This is a genomic window from Saccharothrix sp. NRRL B-16348 (genome assembly GCF_001280085.1).
GTDB lineage: Bacteria > Actinomycetota > Actinomycetes > Mycobacteriales > Pseudonocardiaceae > Actinosynnema.
The window spans coordinates 87,888-107,400 of record NZ_LGED01000198.1 but is presented as its reverse complement, the minus strand read 5'-3'; the positions used below and the strand labels follow the sequence as shown (position 1 = coordinate 107,400).

Sequence of the window (19,513 nt, the reverse complement as noted above, 5' to 3'; positions counted from 1 at the left end):
GACGTGGCTGACGAAGACAAGCTCCGCGACTACCTCAAGCGGGCCATCGCCGACGCCCGGGAAGCCCGCCGCCGGCTCAAGGAGGTCGAGGAACGCGACCAGGAACCGGTCGCGATCGTCGGCATGGCCTGCCGGTACCCCGGCGGCGTGACCTCGCCGGACGAGCTGTGGCGGCTGGTGGCGGAGGGGCGCGACGCGGTGACCCCGTTCCCGACCGACCGCGGCTGGCCCGCCGACCTGTACGACCCCGACCCCGAGCGGGTCGGCAAGTCCACCAGCCGGCACGGCGGCTTCCTGCACGACGCCGACCGGTTCGACGCCGAGTTCTTCGGCCTCTCGCCGCGCGAGGCGGTGGCAGTGGACCCGCAGCAGCGGTTGCTGCTGGAGACCACCTGGGAGACGTTCGAGGACGCGGGCCTCGACCCGGAGGCGTTGCGCGGCAGCCGGACGGGCGTGTTCGTCGGCGTGATGTACAACGACTACGGCTCGCGGGCGAACCTGCCGCCGGAGGGCGTCGAGGGCTACCTGTTCAGCGGCAGCGCGGGCAGCATCGCCTCCGGTCGGCTGGCCTACACCTTCGGCCTGGAGGGCCCGACCGTCACCGTCGACACGGCCTGCTCGTCGTCGCTGGTGGCGATGCACCTGGCCGCGAACGCGCTGCGCCGCGGCGAGTGCGAGCTGGCGGTGGCGGGCGGCGCGACGGTGATGTCCACGCCGACCGCGTTCGTCGAGTTCTCCCGGCTGCGCGGCCTGGCCGCCGACGGGCGCTGCAAGTCGTTCTCCGACGACGCCGACGGCACCGGCTGGGCCGAGGGCGTCGGCGTGCTGCTGCTGGAGAAGCTGTCCGACGCCCGCCGCAACGGCCACCGGGTGCTCGCCGTGCTCCGCGGCAGCGCGGTGAACTCCGACGGCGCGTCCAACGGCCTGACCGCGCCGAACGGCCCGGCGCAGGAACGCGTCATCCGGGCCGCGCTCGACGCCGCCGGGCTGTCCGCCGCGGACGTGGACCTGGTCGAGGCGCACGGCACCGGCACGACGCTCGGCGACCCCATCGAGGCGCGGGCGGTGTTCGCGACCTACGGGCGGGACCGCGCCGAGCCGGTGCGGCTGGGCTCGTTGAAGTCGAACATCGGCCACGCCCAGGCGGCGGCCGGCGTCGGCGGCGTCATCAAGGTGGTGCAGGCGATGCGGCACGGCGTGCAGCCCCGCACGCTGCACGCCGAGCAGCCGTCCCGGCACGTCGACTGGTCCTCCGGCGCGGTCGAGCTGCTGACCGAGGCCCGCGAGTGGCCGCGCGGAGACCGGCCGCGCCGGGCGGCGGTGTCGTCGTTCGGCTTCGGCGGCACGAACGCGCACGTGATCGTGGAGGAGCCGGACGAGACCGAGCCACCGACGGCTCCGGCGACCGTTCCGGTGCCGATCGTGCTGTGCGGTCGCTCGCCGGAGGCGGTCGCGGAGCAGGCCCGCCGACTCGCCGGGGTCGAGTGGACGCCGGACGCCGCGTACACCCTCGCGACCCGCACGCCGATGCCGTACCGCGCCGCCGGCGTCGACGCGGACGACATCCCGGCCGCCGTCGTCCCGCGCAAGGGCCGGACCGCGTTCGCGTTCACGGGTCAGGGCGCGCAGCGCGTCGGGATGGGCTTGGAGCTGGCCCGCACGTACCCGGTGTTCGCCGCCGCGCTGGACGAGGTGTGCGCGCGGTTCGACTTACCCCTGCGCGAGGCGATCGAGTCCGGCGACGGGCTCGACGACACCGGTCTCGCGCAGCCGGCGCTGTTCGCCGTCGAGGTGGCGCTGTTCCGGCTGGTCGAGTCGTGGGGCGTGCGCCCGGACTTCGTGGTCGGCCACTCGATCGGCGAACTCGCCGCCGCGCACGTGGCCGGGGTGCTGTCCCTGGCCGACGCGGCGAAGCTGGTGACCGCGCGGGCCGCGTTGATGCAGGCACTGCCCGCCGGTGGCGCCATGGTGGCCGTGCGGGCCGCCGAGGACGAGCTGGACCTGCCCGAGGGCGTGGCGGTGGCCGCCGTCAACGGTCCGCGATCGGTCGTGCTGTCCGGGCCGGAGGAGGCCGTGCTCCGGGCCGCGGAACCGTGGGGCGGCAAGCGGCTGGCCGTGAGCCACGCGTTCCACTCGCCGCTGATGGAGCCCATGCTCGCGGACCTGCGCGCGGTGGCCCGGACGCTCACCTACCGGCCGCCGTCGATCACCGCGGTGTCCACGGTGTCGCGGGACGCGGACTGGACCGACCCGGAGTACTGGGTGGAGCAGGTCCGCGCGACGGTGCGGTTCCACGACGCCCTCGTCGCGTTGCGCGAGGAAGGCGTGACGACGCTCGTCGAGCTGGGCCCGGACGCCGTCCTGTCCGGCCTGGCCGCCTCGGCGACCGACGACGTGCGACCGGTGCCGCTCCTGCGCGCGGGCCAGTCCGAACCCCGCACGGTCGCGAGCGCGCTGGCCGCGCTGCACGTGCAGGGCGTCGGCGTCGACTGGGACCGGGTGTTCCCGGGTGCGCGGAAGGTCTCGCTGCCCACGTACGCGTTCCAGCGCAAGCGCTTTTGGCTGCGGCCCGTGGCGGGCGGTGACGTGGCCGCCGCCGGCCTGCGGTCCACCGGGCACCCGCTGCTGGGCGCGTCGGTCGACCTGCCGGACGGCTCGACGGTGGTCACCGGCGTCCTCTCCGCGGCCACCCAGCCGTGGCTGGCGGAGCACCGGGTGCACGGCGCGATCGTCGTGCCAGGCACGGCGCTGGTGGAACTCGTCGGCCCGGTCGCCGAGCTGACCGTCACCGCGCCGCTCGTGGTGCCCGACGACGGCGCGCTGACGCTGCGGGTCGTGCGCGCCGACACGACCGTGGAGATCCACTCCCGGCGTGACGACGACGAACCGTGGACCCGGCACGCCACCGGCACGGTCGAGGACGGTGGCGTCGACGTGGCCGACCTGGTGGCGTGGCCGCCCGCGGACGCGTCCGAAGTGGACTTCACGTACGACGGGCTCCAGGAGCACGGCTACGGCTACGGCCCGGTCTTCCGGGGGCTGCGCCGGGTCTGGCGGCGTGGCGACGAGCTGTTCGCCGAGGTCGCGTCGCCCGAGGAGGTGCCGCTCACCGGGTTCACCGTGCACCCGGCGCTGTTCGACGCCGCGCTGCACCCGCTGCTGCCCGGCGTGGTCGACGACCGGCCCGCCCTGCTGCCGTTCTCGTGGCACGGCGTGCGCTTCCACGGCACGGCGGGCGCCGCGCTCCGCGTGCGCATCGCCCCCGTCGGCCTGGAGTCGGTGTCGCTGCTGGTCGCCGACGCCGCGGGCAGCCCGGTCGTGTCCGTGGCCGAACTGGTGCTGCGGCCGTTCGACGCGCCCCTGACCGGCGACCGGCTGCTGCTGACGCCCACGTGGCACGAGTCGGACGTCGAGCCGGACGCGACCGCGGAGGTCGAGACCGGTGACGGCACGCTGCCCGAACGGGCCCGCCACGCCGTCCACCACACGCTCGGCGTGCTGCGCGACTGGCTCACCCGGGACGACGGCCGGCTCGGCGTCGTCGTCGGCGACGACCTGGCGCACGCGGCCGTCACCGGTCTGGTCCGCAGCGCGCAGGCCGAGCACCCCGACCGGTTCGCGCTCGTCCGCGACGGCCGCGTGCGGGAACCTCGCCTGGAGCCGACGCCGCGACCCGAGGGCCGTGGCCCGACCTGGGACACGGTCCTCGTCACCGGCGCGAGCGGCGCGCTCGGCTCCGCGCTGGCCCAGCACCTGGTGACCAGGCACGGCGCGCGGAAGCTCGTCCTGGTCAGCCGTAGCGGCACGGCGCCCCGGCCGACGGGCGACGTGGAGGTCGTCGTCGCCGCGTGCGACGTCACGGACCGGGACGCGCTCGCCGAACTGCTCGCCGAACACCCCGTCACGGCGGTGGTGCACGCGGCGGGTGTGGTGCGCGACGGTGTGCTCGACTCGCTCACCCCCGAGCAGGTCGACGAGGTGCTGCGGCCGAAGGTCGACGCTGCGTGGCACCTGCACGAGCTCGTCGGCGACGTCGAGGCGTTCGTGCTGTACTCGTCCATCGCGGGCCTGCTCGGCACGGCCGGGCAGGCGAACTACGCGGCGGGCAACACGTTCCTCGACGCGCTGGCCGAGCACCGGCACTCGCTCGGCCTGCCCGCGACGTCCCTGGCCTGGGGCCTGTGGGAGACGGAGAGCGCGCTGTCCGGCGGTCTGTCCGAAGTGGACCGCAAGCGGATCGGCAGGCTCGGCCTCAAGCCGATGGGCACGGACGAGGCGCTGGCCGCGTTCGACGCCGCGGTCGCGACCGGCGCGCCGGTGCTGGCCGTGACGGGAGTCGACCGGGCGGCGCTGCGCGAGAACCCGCACCCGGCGCTGAGCGGTCTCGCGCCGCGCAAGGCGAAGGCCGCCACCACCCCGGACCGGTTCGCGAGCCTGTCCGACGCCGACCGGCTGCGGGCGCTGACCGAACTGGTGCGCACGCACGTCGCGGCGGTGCTCGGCCACACCGACCCGAACGGCGTCGACGCGGACCGCGCGTTCACCGAGCTGGGCTTCGACTCGCTGACCGCGGTGGAACTGCGCAACCGGCTGGCCGCGGCCACCGGGCAGCGGCTGTCCACCACGCTGGTGTTCGACCACCCGACGCCGCACGCGCTGGCCACCCACCTGGCCGGGGCGACGGCGCCCGTGCGCGTCGAGCAGCGGGCCGTGGCGGGCGACCCGATCGCGATCGTGGGCATGGCGTGCCGCTACCCGGGCGGCGTGCGGTCGCCGGAGGACCTGTGGCGGCTGGTCGAGGGCGGTGTCGACGCGATCGGCCCCTTCCCGGCCAACCGCGGGTGGGACCTCGACGGGCTCTACGACCCCGACCCGGAGCGGACGGGCACGTCCTACGCGCGTGAGGGCGGGTTCCTGCACGACGCCGACCTGTTCGACCCCGAGTTCTTCGGCATGTCGCCGCGCGAGGCGCTGGCCACCGACCCGCAGCAGCGGCTGCTGCTGGAGACCGCCTGGGAGGCACTGGAACGCGCGGGCGTCGACCCGGTGTCGTTGCGGGGCAGCCGGACCGGGGTGTTCACCGGGCTGATGTACCACGACTACGGCACCGGCGGCGCGCTGCCGCCGGAGCTGGAGGGCTACCTCGCCGGCGGCACGGCGGGCAGCGTGGCGTCCGGTCGCGTGGCCTACGCGCTCGGCCTGGAGGGCGCGGCGATCACCGTCGACACGGCGTGCTCGTCGTCCCTGGTGGCGCTGCACCTGGCCGCGCAGGCGCTGCGGTCCGGCGAGTGCGACCTGGCGCTGGCCGGCGGCGCGACCGTGATGTCCACGCCGACCGCGTTCGTCGAGTTCTCCCGCCAGCGCGGTCTCGCGCCCGACGGCCGGTGCAAGCCGTTCGCCGCCGCCGCGAACGGCACCGGCTGGTCCGAGGGCGTCGGCGTGCTGCTGGTGGAACGGCTGTCCGACGCACGACGCCTCGGCCACCCCGTGCTCGCCCTGGTGCGCGGCACGGCGGTCAACCAGGACGGCGCGTCCAACGGCCTGACCGCGCCGAACGGCCCGGCCCAGCAGCGGGTGGTCCGCGCGGCCCTCGCGGCGGCCGGGCTCGGACCGTCCGACGTGGACGCCGTCGAGGCGCACGGCACCGGCACGACGCTGGGCGACCCGATCGAGGCCGAGGCGCTGCACGCGGTCTACGGCGGTGAGCGCGAGCGTCCCCTGGCGCTGGGCTCGCTCAAGTCCAACATCGGCCACACCCAGGCCGCGGCGGGCGTCGGCGGGATCATCAAGATGGTGGAGGCGATGCGGCACGGTGTGCTGCCGCGCACCCTCCACGTGGACGAGCCGACCCCGCACGTCGACTGGTCGTCCGGCGCGATCGAACTGCTGACGGAGCCCTGGGAGTGGCGGGTGGACCGCCCGCGCCGGGCGGCGGTGTCGTCGTTCGGGATCAGCGGCACCAACGCGCACGTCGTGCTGGAGCAGGCGCCCGACGGGGCACCCGAGGTCCCGCGGCAGGGCGGACCCGTGCCGGTCGTGGTGTCCGCCCGCACCCCGGAGGCGTTGGCGGAGCAGCTGGAGCGCCTGGCCGCGGCCGACGTGCCGCTGCCCGACCTGGCGTTCACCGCGGGCACGGGCCGGGCGTTGCTGGAGCACCGCGCGGTGGTCGTCGCCGAGCGCCACGCCGACCTGACCTCCGCGGTGCGGCTGCCGAAGGTCCGTCCTGGGCGGCTGGCGTTCCTGTTCACCGGTCAGGGTTCGCAGCGCGTCGGCATGGGGGAGGAGCTGGCGCGGGCGTTCCCGGTGTTCGCGACCGCGTTGGACGAGGTGTGCTCGCTGCTGCCGGTGCGCGAGGCGATCCGCTCCGGCGACGGGCTGGACGACACCGCCACCGCGCAGCCGGCGCTGTTCGCGGTCGAGGTGGCGTTGGCGCGACTGCTGGAGTCGTGGGGCGTGCGACCCGACTTCGTCACGGGGCACTCGGTCGGCGAGATCGCCGCCGCGCACGTCGCCGGCGTGCTGTCCCTGGACGACGCGGCGAAGTTGGTGGCCGCGCGCGGCTCGCTGATGGGCGCGCTGCCGCCGGGTGGCGCGATGGTGTCCGTCCAGGCGGCCGAGGACGAGCTCGACCTGCCCGCCGGCGTGGCGATCGCGGCGGTGAACGGTCCCCGCTCGGTGGTGCTGTCCGGCGAGGAGCGGGCCGTGGTCGAGTACGCGGCCCGGTTCCGGCACAAGAGGTTGGTGGTCAGCCACGCGTTCCACTCGCACCTGATGGACCCGATGCTGGCCGAGTTCCGCGCGGTGGCCGAGTCGCTGACCTACCGGGAACCGGTGCTCGCGACCGTGTCGACGGTGACCGGCGGCGACGCCGACTGGACCGACCCGGAGCACTGGGTGCGGCACGTCCGCGACGCGGTCCGGTTCGCCGACGCCACCCAGGCGCTGCTCGACGCGGGCGTCACGACGTTCGTCGAGCTGGGGCCGGACGCGGTGCTGTCGGGCCTGGTGGACGCGGTGCTGCCGGAGGGCGCGGAGGCGGTGCCCGCGCTGCGCCGCGACCGGTCGGAGCGGCACACCGCGACGGAGCTGTTCGCCCGCCTGCACGCGCGGGACGTGCCGGTCGACTGGTCGGCGTTCCCCGGCCGCCGGGTCGTGCTGCCCACGTACCCGTTCCAGCGCGAGCGGTACTGGCTCACTCCGCGCCCGCGCACCGCGAGCGGCCACCCGGTGCTGGACGCCGCCGTGCCGGTCGCGGGCAGCGAGGAGGTCCTGTTCACCGGCACGGCCACCGGTCCGCTGACCGCCGTGGACCTGGCGGACCTGGCGTGGCACGCGGGCCGCGAGGTCGGGCACCCCGTGGTGGACCTCGACGTCACGTCGCTGCCGGTGGTGGACGGCGCTCGGGTCCAGGTCAGGGTGGGCGCGCCGCACGACGGCGCCCGACCGGTCGCGGTGCACGCGTGGCACGACGGCTGGGTCGAGCACGCGCGGGGCACGCTGACCGCGGGCGCGCCGGTCGCCGCCAAGGTCGACCTGGCGCTGCTGGTCCGGGACGACGTGGAGCCCACGTCGTGGCGGGGTCTGCGCGCCACGGCGCCGGGCGTCGCCACCCACGTGGACGCGCTGGTGTTCCGGGACGAGCGGGGCGCGGAGGTGGCGCGGGTCGACTCGGTCGAGCACCGACCGCTCGGCCGCACCACGCTGTACGAGGTCGAGTGGACGCCGCTTGAGCTGCCGTCGGCCGAGCACCTCTCGAACAATCTTCAGTCCGCCGAACACCAGTCGGCCGATCGGTCCGATACGCACCGGTCTGGCGATCACCAGTCCGATGTGGACCGGCCGGCCGAGCCCGAGGCGGTCGTGATCAGGGTCGAGGCCGGGCCGGACCCGGTGGCGACCGCGCACACCGCCACCCGGCACGTGCTGGCGGAGCTGCGGGCCCGGTCCGCCGACGACAGCCGGGTCGTCGTCCTCACCCCCGACCCGGCCGATCCGGGCGTGGCCGCCGTGTGGGGCCTGGTGCGCGCCGCGCAGGCGGAGGCGCCGGGCCGGATCGTGCTGGTGGGCGGCGAACCCGCGTCGCTAGCCCCGATCGTGGCCTCCGGCGAGGCGCAGGTGCTGGTCCGCGACGGTCGCGCGTTCGCGCCGCGGCTGGTCAGGGCGGCGGTGAAGGAGACGGCCGAGCTGGTCGACGCGGTCGTGCACCGGCCCGAGGCCCTCGACCGCGCGGTGCTGGCGGCGTTGGACGACGACGCGCTGACCTCGGCCCTGCGCGCCGCGGTCGACACGGCGTGGCGGCTGCACCAGGAGCACCCCGACCAGCCGCTCGTGCTCGTGTCGAGCGTGGAGGACTGGTTCGGCGCGTCCGGCCGGGCGCACCACGCCGCGGGCGCCGCGTTCATGGAGGCGTTGGCGCGCACCCGGCCGCACGCGGTGTTCGTGGCCCTGCGCGAAGACGCCTTGGCGGACAACGCGTTGGCCGACGAGGCCATGCTGAAGGAGGGTGCGCTGAAGGACGCCGTGCGCGCGGGCCGACCCGCCGTGGTCGCCGCACCGCTGTCGGCCATGCCGGCCAGCCCGCTGCTGCTCGGTCTCGTGCGCGAGACCCCGCGCGCCACGCTGGCCGAACGACTGGCCGCCGTGGCGGACGACGACCGGCGCGGGCTGGTCGAGGAAGCGGTCCGGCAGGAGGTCGCGGCGGTCCTCGGCCACGGCGACCCGAACCGGGTCGACCTCGACCGCCAGTTCGGCGACCTCGGCTTCGACTCGCTGACGTCGGTGGACCTGCGCAACCGGCTGGTCGCCGCGACCGGTGTCCGGCTGGAGGCCACCGCGGTGTTCGACCACCCCACGCCGGCGGCGCTCGCCGGGTCGCTGCTGGACCGCCTCACGCCCGCCGCGACGCCACGCGCGCTGGCCGAGCTGGACCGGCTGGAGGAGGCGCTGGCGGCGATCGGCCACGACGAGGACCACCGCGACGAGATCACCGTCCGACTGCACACGATCCTGACGCGCTGGAACGAGAACGGCGGTGACCGCGCCCGGCCCGACTTCGCCGAGGCGTCCACCTCGGAGCTGTTCGACTTCATCGACAACCAACTCGGCCGCGCCTCGCGCTGACGCCGTCGCAGGCCACCACCGGAAGAACCCGCGCCCGCGGGACGGACAACCCACCCGGCCGCGCCTCGCGCCGGGTGGGCCACCACCACTGGGGAGCACTCGTGTCCAACGAGGAACGACTGGTCGACTACCTGAAGTGGGTCACCGCCGACCTGCAGCAGGCCAGGGAGCGGATCGCCGAGCTCGAATCGGCCGCGCCGGAACCCGTCGCCATCGTGGCGATGGCGTGCCGCTACCCGGGCGGCGTCGGTTCGCCGGACGACCTGTGGCGCCTGGTCGAGGAGGGCCGCGACGGCGTCACGCCGTGGCCCGTCGACCGGGGCTGGGACGTCGACCGGCTCTACGACCCCGAGCCGGGCACACCGGGCCGGACCTACGCGAGGGAAGGCGGTTTCCTCGACCACGCCACGGAGTTCGACGCCGGCTTCTTCGGCATCTCGCCGCGCGAGGCGCTGGGCATGGACCCGCAGCAGCGGGTCCTGCTGGAGACGGCGTGGGAGCTGTTCGAACGGGCGGGCATCGACGTGTCGACGTTGCGCGGCAGCCGGACGGGGGTGTTCGCGGGCGTCGGCGAGCAGAGCTACCTCGGCCTGGCCGGACCGGAGGAGCTGGAGGGGTTCCTCATGACCGGCAAGCTCGGCAGCGTCGCGTCCGGCCGCGTCGCCTACACGTTCGGCCTCGAAGGCCCGGCGATGACGGTCGACACGGCGTGCTCCTCGTCGTTGGTGGCGCTGCACCTCGCGGTCCGCTCGCTGCGCGCGGGCGAGTCGGCGCTGGCGATCGCCGGCGGCAGCACGGTCTACGGCTCGCCGACCGGCTACGTCGACTTCTCCCGCCAGCGCGGCCTCGCCGCGGACGGGCGGTGCAAGTCGTTCGCCGCGGCGGCCGACGGCACCGGCTGGTCCGAGGGCGTCGGGTTGCTGCTGCTGGAGAGGCTGTCCGACGCCCGCCGCCACGGCCACCCGGTGCTCGCCCTGGTGAGCGGCACCGCGGTGAACCAGGACGGCGCCTCCAACGGCCTCACCGCGCCCAACGGCCCGGCTCAGGAGCGCGTCATCCGCGCCGCCCTCGCGGACGCGCGCCTGACCTCCGCCGACGTCGACGTGGTGGAAGCGCACGGCACCGGAACGCGGCTGGGCGACCCGATCGAGGCGCAGGCGCTGCTGGCGACCTACGGCCAGGGCCGGACCACGCCGCTGCTGCTCGGCTCGCTGAAGTCCAACATCGGCCACAGCGTCGCGGCGGCGGGTGTCGGCGGCGTGATCAAGATGGTGCAGGCGATGCGGCACGGCGTCGCGCCGCGCACCCTGCACGTGGACGAGCCGACGCCGGTCGTCGACTGGTCGGCGGGCGCCGTGGAGCTGCTGACCGACGCACGGCCGTGGCCCGAGGCGGACCGGCCCCGGCGGGCGGCGGTGTCGTCGTTCGGCATCAGCGGCACGAACGCGCACGTCGTGCTGGAGCACGTGCCCGACGAGCCGGCCGCCGAAACACCGGCGGTGTCGGGGGAGCTGCCGTTCCTGCTGTCGGCCCGGAGCGCGGACGCCTTGCGCGCCCAGGCGGAGCGGCTGCGGGACTTCCTCGCCGAGCACCCCGACGTCGAGCCGGTGGACGTGGCGTTCACCCTGGCCACGGCGCGGACACCGCTGGAGCACCGCGGCGCGGTGGTCGCGGCCGACCGCGAGCGGCTGTCGGCGGCGCTGGCGGGCTTCACCGGCGGCGCGCCGGTCGACCAGCCCGGACGCACCGCGTTCCTGTTCACCGGCCAGGGCGCGCAGCGCGCCCGGATGGGCCGCGACCTGCACGAGCGGCACCCGGTGTTCGCCGAGGCGTTCGACGCGGCGTGCGCGCTGCTCGACCCCCACCTGCCGCGACCGTTGCGCGAGGTGGTGTTCGGCGACTCCGAGCTGCTGCACGAGACCCGGTTCACGCAGCCGGCGCTGTTCGCGTTCGAGCTGGCCCTGTTCCGGCTGCTGGAGTCGTGGGGCGTGCGGCCGGACTACGTGGCCGGGCACTCGCTGGGCGAGCTGACCGCGGCGCACGTGGCCGGCGTGTTCTCCCTGGAGGACGCGTGCGCGTTGGTGGCCGCCCGCGCCCGGCTCATCGGCGAGCTGCCGGCCGGCGGCGCGATGGTCGCCGTCGCCGCGCCCCTGGCCGAGGTGGAGCCGCTGCTGACGGACGCGGTCGGCGTGGCGGCGGTGAACGGCCCGGACGCGGTGGTGCTGTCCGGCGACGAGGACGCCGTGCTCGCCGCGGCGGCCGAGCTGCGGTCGCGTGGCCGCCGCACGAAGCGGCTGACGGTGAGCCACGCGTTCCACTCGCCGCGCATGGCGCCCGCGCTGGAGCCGTTCCGCGCCGTCGCCGCGAAGGTCGAGTACCACGCGCCGACCATCCCGGTGGTGTCCAACGTGACCGGGGCGCCAGCGGGCAGCGAGCTGTTGCGCGGCGCGGACTACTGGGTGCGGCACGTGCGGGAGCCGGTCCGGTTCGCGGACTGCCTGCACGCGCTGGCGAAGGAGGGCGTCACGACGTTCGTCGAGGTCGGGCCGGACGCCGCGCTCACCCCGATGGTCCGCGACACGCTCGACGGCGTGCAGGCGGTGCCGCTCCAGCGGGCGGGCGGCGGCCTGGCCGAGGCGTTGGGCGCGCTGCACGGGCACGGGGTCGGGGTGGACTGGCGGGCGTTCTTCGCCGGCGCCGGCGCGCGCCGGGTGGACCTGCCCACGTACCCGTTCCAGCGGCAGCGGTTCTGGGTCGAGCAAGCCGACGCGGTCGACCCGGTCGAACTGGGCTTGGCCGACGCGGAGCACCCGCTGCTCGGCGCGGCCGTCCCGGTCGCCGGTGACGACGAGGTCGTGTTCACCGCCCGGATCTCCCCGCGCACGCAGCCGTGGCTGGCGGGCCACCGCGCGCACGGCTCGGCGGTGCTGCCGTCGTCCGCGCTGGTGGAACTGGCGATCCGGGCCGGTGACGAGGTCGGCCTGCCGCGCCTGGCCGCGCTCGACGTGACCGCGCCGGTCGTCGTGCCCGAACGCGGCGTGCAGCTGCAGGTCCGGGTGCGGGCGGGCGAGGTGACCGTCCACACGCGACTCGACGGCCGGTGGGCCGAGCACGCCACCGGCACGCTCACCCCGGCCGGTCCGCGGCCGACCTGGGGCGACGACGGCGAGTGGACCGACGTGCCCGGCGTCGACCCGGGCGGGTTCCGGCTGCACCCGACGCTGCTCGACGCCGCGCTGCGGCTCGTCGGCGAGGGCGAGGCCGTGGCGTGGCGCGACGTCGAGCTGCACGCCGTCGGCGCCGCGGACCTGCGGGCGCGCGTGACACCCGACGGCGCGCTGTGGTTGGCGGACCCGGCGGGCCGGCCGGTGGCCTCGGTCGGGTCGGTGACGTTGGCGGAGGTCACGCCCGAAGCCGTGGCGGACGGCCTGCTGCGGCCCGCCGACGCCCTGTTCCGCGTCGCCTGGGAACCGGTGGACCTCCCGCGGACCGCCGCGAATGCCGGTCTGCCACAGGCCATCGCGGACCTGCCGCGGACCACCGCAGACCTGGCGCCGGCCGCTACGGATCTGCCGCGGGTCGTGCGGTGGCTGCCGCCCGGCAGCCTCGACGAGCGGGCGGCGGGCGCGCTCGCCGACCTCCAGGGCCCGGACGAGCGGCTCGTCGTGGTGACCTCCGGCGCGGCCGACGACGTGACCGACGTCGACGGCGCGGCGCTGTGGGGCCTGGCCCGATCGGCCCAGTCGGAGCAGCCGGGGCGGATCGTCCTGGTGGACGTGGACGACGATCCGGCGTCGGAAGCCGCGATCGCGGCCGTGGTCGCGTCGGGCGAGGCGCAAGCCGTCGTCCGGCACGGTGTCGTGCACCTGCCCCGCCTGCGCCCGGTCGATCCCGAGCCGGCCCGGTGGAACACCAGGGGAACCGTGCTCGTCACCGGCGGCACCGGCACGCTCGGCGGCATGGTCGCGCGCCACCTGGTGACCGCGCACGGCGTGCGCAGCCTGCTGCTGACCAGCCGCCGCGGCCTCGACGCGCCCGGCGCGTCGGACCTGCGCGACGAGCTGACCTCCCTCGGCGCGGAGGTCACCGTCGCGGCCTGCGACGTGGGCGACCGCGCCGCGCTGGCGGCGCTGCTCGCCGAGACGCCGGTGCGGGGCGTGGTGCACGCGGCCGGCCTGATCGACGACGGCCTGGTGGGCGCGCTGACCCCGCAACGCCTCTCGGCCGTGCTGCGGCCCAAGGCCGAGGCGGCACGCCACCTGCACGAGCTCGTCGGCGACGTGGACGTGTTCGTGCTGTTCTCCTCGATCGCGGGCGTCATCGGCGGCGCCGGGCAGGGCAACTACGCCGCCGCCAACGCCTTCCTCGACGGTCTCGCCGCGTACCGGGCGGCCCGCGGCCAAGCCGCCACCTCCATCGCGTGGGGCCTGTGGGCGGGCCGCAGCGGCATCACCGGCGACCTCACCGAAGCCGACCGCCGCCGCATCGCCCGCGCGGGCTTGCGGCCCATCGAGGCCGCGCACGGCCTGGCGATGCTCGACGCCGCCCTCGGCACGCCGACCGCCGTCGCCATGCCGTTGGACCACGCCGCGCTGCGCGCCCGTGCCGACGAGGCGCCTGCCCTGCTGCGCACGCTCCTCCCGCCGGTGCGCCCGACTGCCCGCCGCGGCGCGCCGACGCCGAACCTGGCCGACCTGCCCGCCGCCGAACGCCGTCGGGTCGTGGAAGAGCTGGTGCGGTCCGAGGTGGCCGCCGTGCTCGGGCTGACCGGCGAGGTGCCCGACCGGCCGTTCCCCGACCTGGGCTTCGACTCCCTGCTGTCGGTGGAACTGCGCAACCGGGTCGCCGCCGCCACCGGGCTCGCCCTGCCCGCGACCGTCGTGTTCGACCACCCGACCCCGGGCGCGCTCACCGCGTTCCTGGCCGGTGCGGCCGGCACGACCGACGTGGACTACGCGGCGGAAGCCGTGCTGCCGGACGACATCCGGCCCGCGGCCGAGGTGGTGCGCACCGTGTCGGCGCCGTCCCACGTCCTGCTCACCGGCGCGTCCGGCTTCCTGGGCGCGTTCCTGCTGCGGGAGCTGCTCCGCGCCTCGGACGCCACCGTGCACTGCCTGGTGCGCGCGGAGGACGAGGCCGAGGGGCTGCGCAAGGTCGAGGCCAACCTCCGCTGGTACCGGCTGTGGGACGAGGTGGACCCGGCCAGGTTGCGGATCGTCCCCGGCGACCTGAGCCGACACCGGCTCGGGCTCTCCGAGGAGCGGTTCGACGAGCTGGCCCGGTCGGTCGACGCGGTCTACCACGCGGGCGCCGCGGTCAACTGGCTGCGCCCGTTCGGCGACCTGCGCGCGGCGAACGTCGGCGGCACGCTGGAAGTGCTCCGCCTGGCCGCCCGCCACCGCACGGTGCCGGTGCACCACGTGTCCACCACCGGCGTCTTCGCCGGTGCGCGGGAACCCGGCGTGCCGCTGGCCGTGACCGATCCGACCGGCCCGCCCGAGCGGCTGCCCAGCGGCTACCTGCGCACCAAGTGGGTCGCCGAGCAGCTGCTGGACGCGGCCCGGACGCGCGGCCTGCCCGTGTCGGTGTACCGGGTCGACCTGGTGTCGGGCGACCAGCGCAACGGCGCGTGCCAGACCAGGGACTTCGTCTGGCTGAGCACCAAGGGCCTGGTGCAGGCGGGCGCCGTGCCCGCCGGGTTGGCCGGTTCGGTGCCGATGGTGCCGGTGGACTACGCGACCGCCGCCATCGTCGCGCTGTCCCGGGACTCCGGCGGCACGTACCACGTCTACAACCCCGGCCAGGTGTCGTGGCGCACGCTCGTGGAACGGTTGCGCGCCCACGGCTTCGGGATGGTGGAGCAGGACTGGGAGACCTGGCGCGCGGGTGTGCTGGCCGACCGCGACAACGCGCTCATCCCGCTGCTCGACGCGTTCGAGCTGATGACCTCCGACAGCGCCGCGTTCTACCCGCTGGTGGACGTCTCGGCGACGGAGGAGGCGTTGGCGGGCACCGGGATCACCTGCCCGCCGATCACGGCGGAGCTGGTGGACACGTACATCCGGTTCTTCGTCGAGACCGGGTACTACCCCGCGGCGGGAGGCGTCGGCGCCTGATCGCACGCGTCCACGACCGGGTCCGGTGGCTGCTCACCGGCCCCGGTCGTGCGCGTGCGCTCACACCGCAGGCGTGCCCGTTTTCACACGGTGCTTACCTACCTTCGGTCATCGTGGGGTCACCCGGTGTCCACGACCTGGGATGAGCCAACGGTGTCCGGGCAGTGATGATCGGGCCGCAAGACTGGCCAGGCCGAGACCGGCACGTGCGGGTCCGGCGTGGGCGTCGTCGACTGGGGGAGTTCGAAATGGCAGTTGGGCGAAGTATAAGGGCGTCGCGAGGGACGGTTGATCACCGGTCGACCTCGCGACCGCGCCACCCGGGCCTCGTGGGTCGCCTCTCGCGGGGACGTTCCGCCGCGAGCCGCTGGACCGTAACGCCGGAATAGCGCGGCACGCCGGAAGATCGCGCAGGGTCCTGTTCGGCGTGCCGCCGTCGCGGTGCGCGACTTCAGGCGGACCGCGCGGGACGGGATTGCCCGCTGCGGCATTCCGCAGTGGTGTGCGCCGGTCGGTGTCGAATGCGCTGGACGCGCTCCGCTGTTCAGGTGAATGGCGTCGGCTGCGACGTGGTCCCGTATTCCCGGATCGGTTTTTCGTTGCGCCGTACCCGAATTGGTGTGAAAAGTGGATCCGGCGGACGGGAAGTGGGAATCCGAATTCGATTCGCGCGCCCGCTGTCCGGATCCGCGGTGCGATTGCCGTCACCGCCATCCGCAACCCGTCGGGTGCTCGACGTGCGTGCCTGCAACGGTGGTCACGGCGAGTGCTTGGCGGATGCGACCGATCGAGTGACGGAGGGTCGCTTTGTGCACTGTCTGTGCCGGGCGTTTACCAGGGCCCATGGTACGGTATTTCCGTGAAGTCAGCCTACGGGGGGGTAGGTGGAGCCATGCTTTTTCGAGTCTTAGGACCGCTCGACTTAAACGTCGGTGAAACATCCGTTCAACTCGGCGGAATCAAGCAACGAGCCACGCTGGGCTTCCTGCTCCTGCACGCGAATCGGGTGGTGTCCACGAGCGGTCTGGTCGACGCGCTGTGGACGGGCGACGACCCGCCCGCGTCGGCGCGGAAGATGCTGCAGAACGCGGTGTGGGGCCTGCGCGGGATCCTGGCCACGGCGGGCGGCGCGGCCTCGGGCGTGTCGCTGCAGACCAAGGCGCCGGGGTACGTGCTGCACGTCGAGCCCGACCAGATCGACCTGTGCCGGTTCCGCGGCCTGGTCGCCGACGGGCGCCGTGAGCTCGCCGACGGCCAGCCGGACAAGGCGGCGTCGCTGCTGCGGGACGCGTTGGCGCTGTGGCGCGGTCCGGTGCTCGCCGACCTGGTCGAGGCGGGCGTCGAGTGGTCCGAGCTGGCGTCCATCCAGACGTCGCGGCTCGCGGCGGTGGAGGACCGGTTCGAGGCCGAGCTGCGCTGCGGTGGCCACTACGCGGTGCTCGGCGACCTGGAGGAGATGGTCGAGGCCGAGCCGTTCCGGGAACGCTCGATCGCGCACCTGATGCTCGCCCTCTACCGGTGCGGGCGGCAGGCCGACGCGCTCAACGTCTACGCCCGGTTCCGGGTGGCGCTGGCGGAGGAGATGGGGCTGGACCCCGGCCTGGAGCTCCAGCAGCTCCAGCAGTCGATCCTGGAGCAGTCGGCCGCGTTGGCGCTGCCCGGCAGGCCGACGGGGCTGCCCGCGCTGATCGAGGCGCCGCTGGTGGAGCCGGTGCGCCGGCGCGGGCCCCTGGTGCTGGCCGGCGACCCCAGGACCGAGAGCAGGGTGGAGAGCCGGTCCGAGGGCAGGCTCGAGAGCAAGCCGGAGCCGGTCGCCGCCGACCACGGGCACGCCGACCACCGTCGCGCGACGTCGTGGCGGCAGGCCAGCGCGCTGATCGTCCGCGCCGAGATCGGCACCCGCGGCTGGGACGACGGCGTGACGGTGGACGACACGCTGCACGACGTGGCGGCGGTCATCCGCGAGGAGACCGAGCGCTGCGGCGGTGCGGTGCTGGCCTCGATCGGGTCGTACTCGCTGGCCCTGTTCGAGCCCAACCGGCACGGCGACGACTACGCCAAGCGCGCGGTCATGGCGGCGCTGGCCATCCGGGACCGCACCGAGCTGGACGCGCGGGCCGGCCGGTTCGCGTTCCACACGGCGGTCTCGACGGGGGAGACGACGGTCCGCTCCGCCGCCGCCCAGGGCGGCTCGCAGTCGGGCAACGGCGCGCTGATGGTCGCCTGCGAGGAGCTGCTCTCGCTCGGCGGCCCCGGCGAGGTCCTGGTGTGCGAGCGCACCCGGATGGCCACCGCCGGGCACATCGCCTTCGAGCGCACGGGTGAGGCGGGCTGGCGGGTGGCGGGCTGCCGCTGCCTGGACATCGCGCACGACGCCGTGCCGCCCGCCGAGTACGAGCACGAGATGGACGTGCTGGAGAGCCTGCTCATGCTCGCGGTGACCAGGAAGCGGCCGATGCTCGCGTCCGTGCTCGGCGTGCCGGGCAGCGGCAAGAGCTGGTTCCTGTCGACGTTCGAGAGCCGGGTCGCGGGCCGGGTCGTGGACGGCACGCCGCTGCACGTGGTGCGCACGCCGCCGTTCGCCGGCCCGTGGGGCCTGCGGGCCGAGATCCTCGCGGCGTGCTGCGGCATCCAGCCCGGCGACTCGTCCAACGTCGCGGAGCTCAAGCTGTACCGCACGGTCCAGCAGGTGCTCGGTGATCCCGCCAACACCGAGCTGGCCATGGAGAGCCTCGCCCCGCTGCTCGAACCGGGCCAGGACGGCGACAACTACGACGCCGAGGGCAAGCAGGCCGCGGCCCGCGACTGGAACCAGGTGGTCAGCCAGGCGCTGCGGGAACGGCCGCTGGCCGTGTTCGTCGACGACCTCCACCTCGCCAACGACGCGATGCTGAACCTCATCGAGGGCGTGGTCGGGTGCATGGTGGGCGTGCCTCTGATGGTGATCGTGGGCGGCCGGCTCGGCCTGCTGCAGCGCCGCCCGGAGTGGGGTGGCGGCAAGCCCTACGCCACCACGTTGACGCTGGACGTCGTGTCCAGGCCAGGTGCGATGCGGCTGTACTCGACAGCGACCGCGACAGCCGTCGGATGAGCGGACGGGCGCCGGTCGCAGCGTCGCTGCCGAGCGTCCGCCACAAATCGCCCGATCGCACTACCCGCACCGCTCGGACGCCGGCCCCGCTCCGCCGGGGAGCCGTGCGGAGCACCACAACCCGATAACCGCACGCCCGAACCAGCCGCAGATCTTCTGCGGCTGTTTTGCTTTCCGGACCGGTCACGGCCGCCCCCGATAAACCATCGCGGTCATTGTCCGGTCACTTCCGCCCCCGCGCGGCGTCGATGACCCGGAAGTGCCGACCGGCGGCAATGCTGGTCCTGCCGGGAAAGACGCGTGCGGCCGTTGTCGCCCACTGGTCGCCGTCCGGCGTGAACGCCCACCAAGAGTCACCGAAGGGATTTCCACCGATGAGCGACTACACGGGCAAGAAAGCCGTGGTCACCGGCGGCACGCACGGCATGGGCCGGGCCGTGGTCGACGCGTTGCTGGCCCGCGGCGCCGAGGTGGTGTTCACCGGCAACAACGAGGCCAACGTCGACCGGGCGCGCGCGGAGCTGGAGCGGGACGGGCTGGCCGACCGCGGCCACGTCGTGCGCTCCGACGCGTCGAACCTCGACCACATCGACGAACTGGCCAAGGTCGTCGAGGACCGCCTCGGCGCCGCGGACCTGGTGCACGCCAACGTCGGCTACGCCGCGATGGAGCCGTTCCACATGGTGACGCCCGAGTCCTACGACCGCACGTTCGACATCAACGCCAAGGGCGCGTTCTTCACCGTGCAGCGCCTCGCGCCCCTCGTCAACGACGGCGGGTCGTTCGTCTTCACCACGTCGGTCGCGAACGACACCGGCAACGTGGGGCTGACCGCCTACGCCGGCGCGAAGGCCGCCGTGCGCGCGTTCACCAAGGGGTTCGCCACCGAGCTGCTGCCGCGCGGCATCCGCGTGAACGCGGTGAGCCCCGGCTTCATCGACACGCCGTCGATGGGCTTCGTCGGCATCCCGCAGGAGGCGCGCGCCGCGATCGTCGAGGCCGGTGACCTGATCACGCCGATGAAGCGGCACGGCACGATGGCCGAGATCGCGCAGGCGGTCCTCTTCCTGGCGTTCGACGCCACCTTCACCACCGGCATGGAACTCACCGTCGACGGAGGTCTCGGGCACGGCTTGGCCGTGATGCCCGCATAGCGACCCGCCGCCCCTTCTTCCTGGAGACAACG

At 74.9% G+C, this 19,513-nt stretch carries 3 protein-coding genes and 1 pseudogene; all 4 read left to right on the top strand.

The window, feature by feature from the left end:
- Window positions 1–3: 3 nt before the first annotated feature.
- The 4 genes and pseudogenes from ADK67_RS20755 to ADK67_RS20740 all read left to right on the top strand — a co-directional run bounded on the left by ADK67_RS20755 (window position 4) and on the right by ADK67_RS20740 (window position 19,481).
- Window positions 4–9,120, top strand: a complete 9,117-nt coding sequence (locus ADK67_RS20755; protein ID WP_053718115.1) for a type I polyketide synthase — start codon at window positions 4–6, stop codon at window positions 9,118–9,120.
- A 101-nt stretch (window positions 9,121–9,221) separates the two neighbouring features.
- Window positions 9,222–15,236, top strand: a pseudogene (locus tag ADK67_RS20750) (thioester reductase domain-containing protein); the annotation flags it as partial.
- Window positions 15,237–16,245: 1,009 nt separating this feature from the next.
- Window positions 16,246–18,327, top strand: a complete 2,082-nt coding sequence (locus tag ADK67_RS20745) for a BTAD domain-containing putative transcriptional regulator (RefSeq protein WP_197289544.1) — start codon at window positions 16,246–16,248, stop codon at window positions 18,325–18,327.
- Between the two features lie 374 nt (window positions 18,328–18,701).
- Entirely contained in the window at window positions 18,702–19,481 is a 780-nt protein-coding gene (locus ADK67_RS20740) for an SDR family NAD(P)-dependent oxidoreductase (RefSeq protein ID WP_053718112.1), read from the top strand.
- Window positions 19,482–19,513 lie beyond the last annotated feature (32 nt).

Bases quoted from the DNA above. Each gene is read 5' to 3' on its own strand.
- ADK67_RS20740 (WP_053718112.1), top strand. From the start codon at position 18,702: ATGAGCGACTACACGGGCAAGAAAGCCGTGGTCACCGGCGGCACGCAC.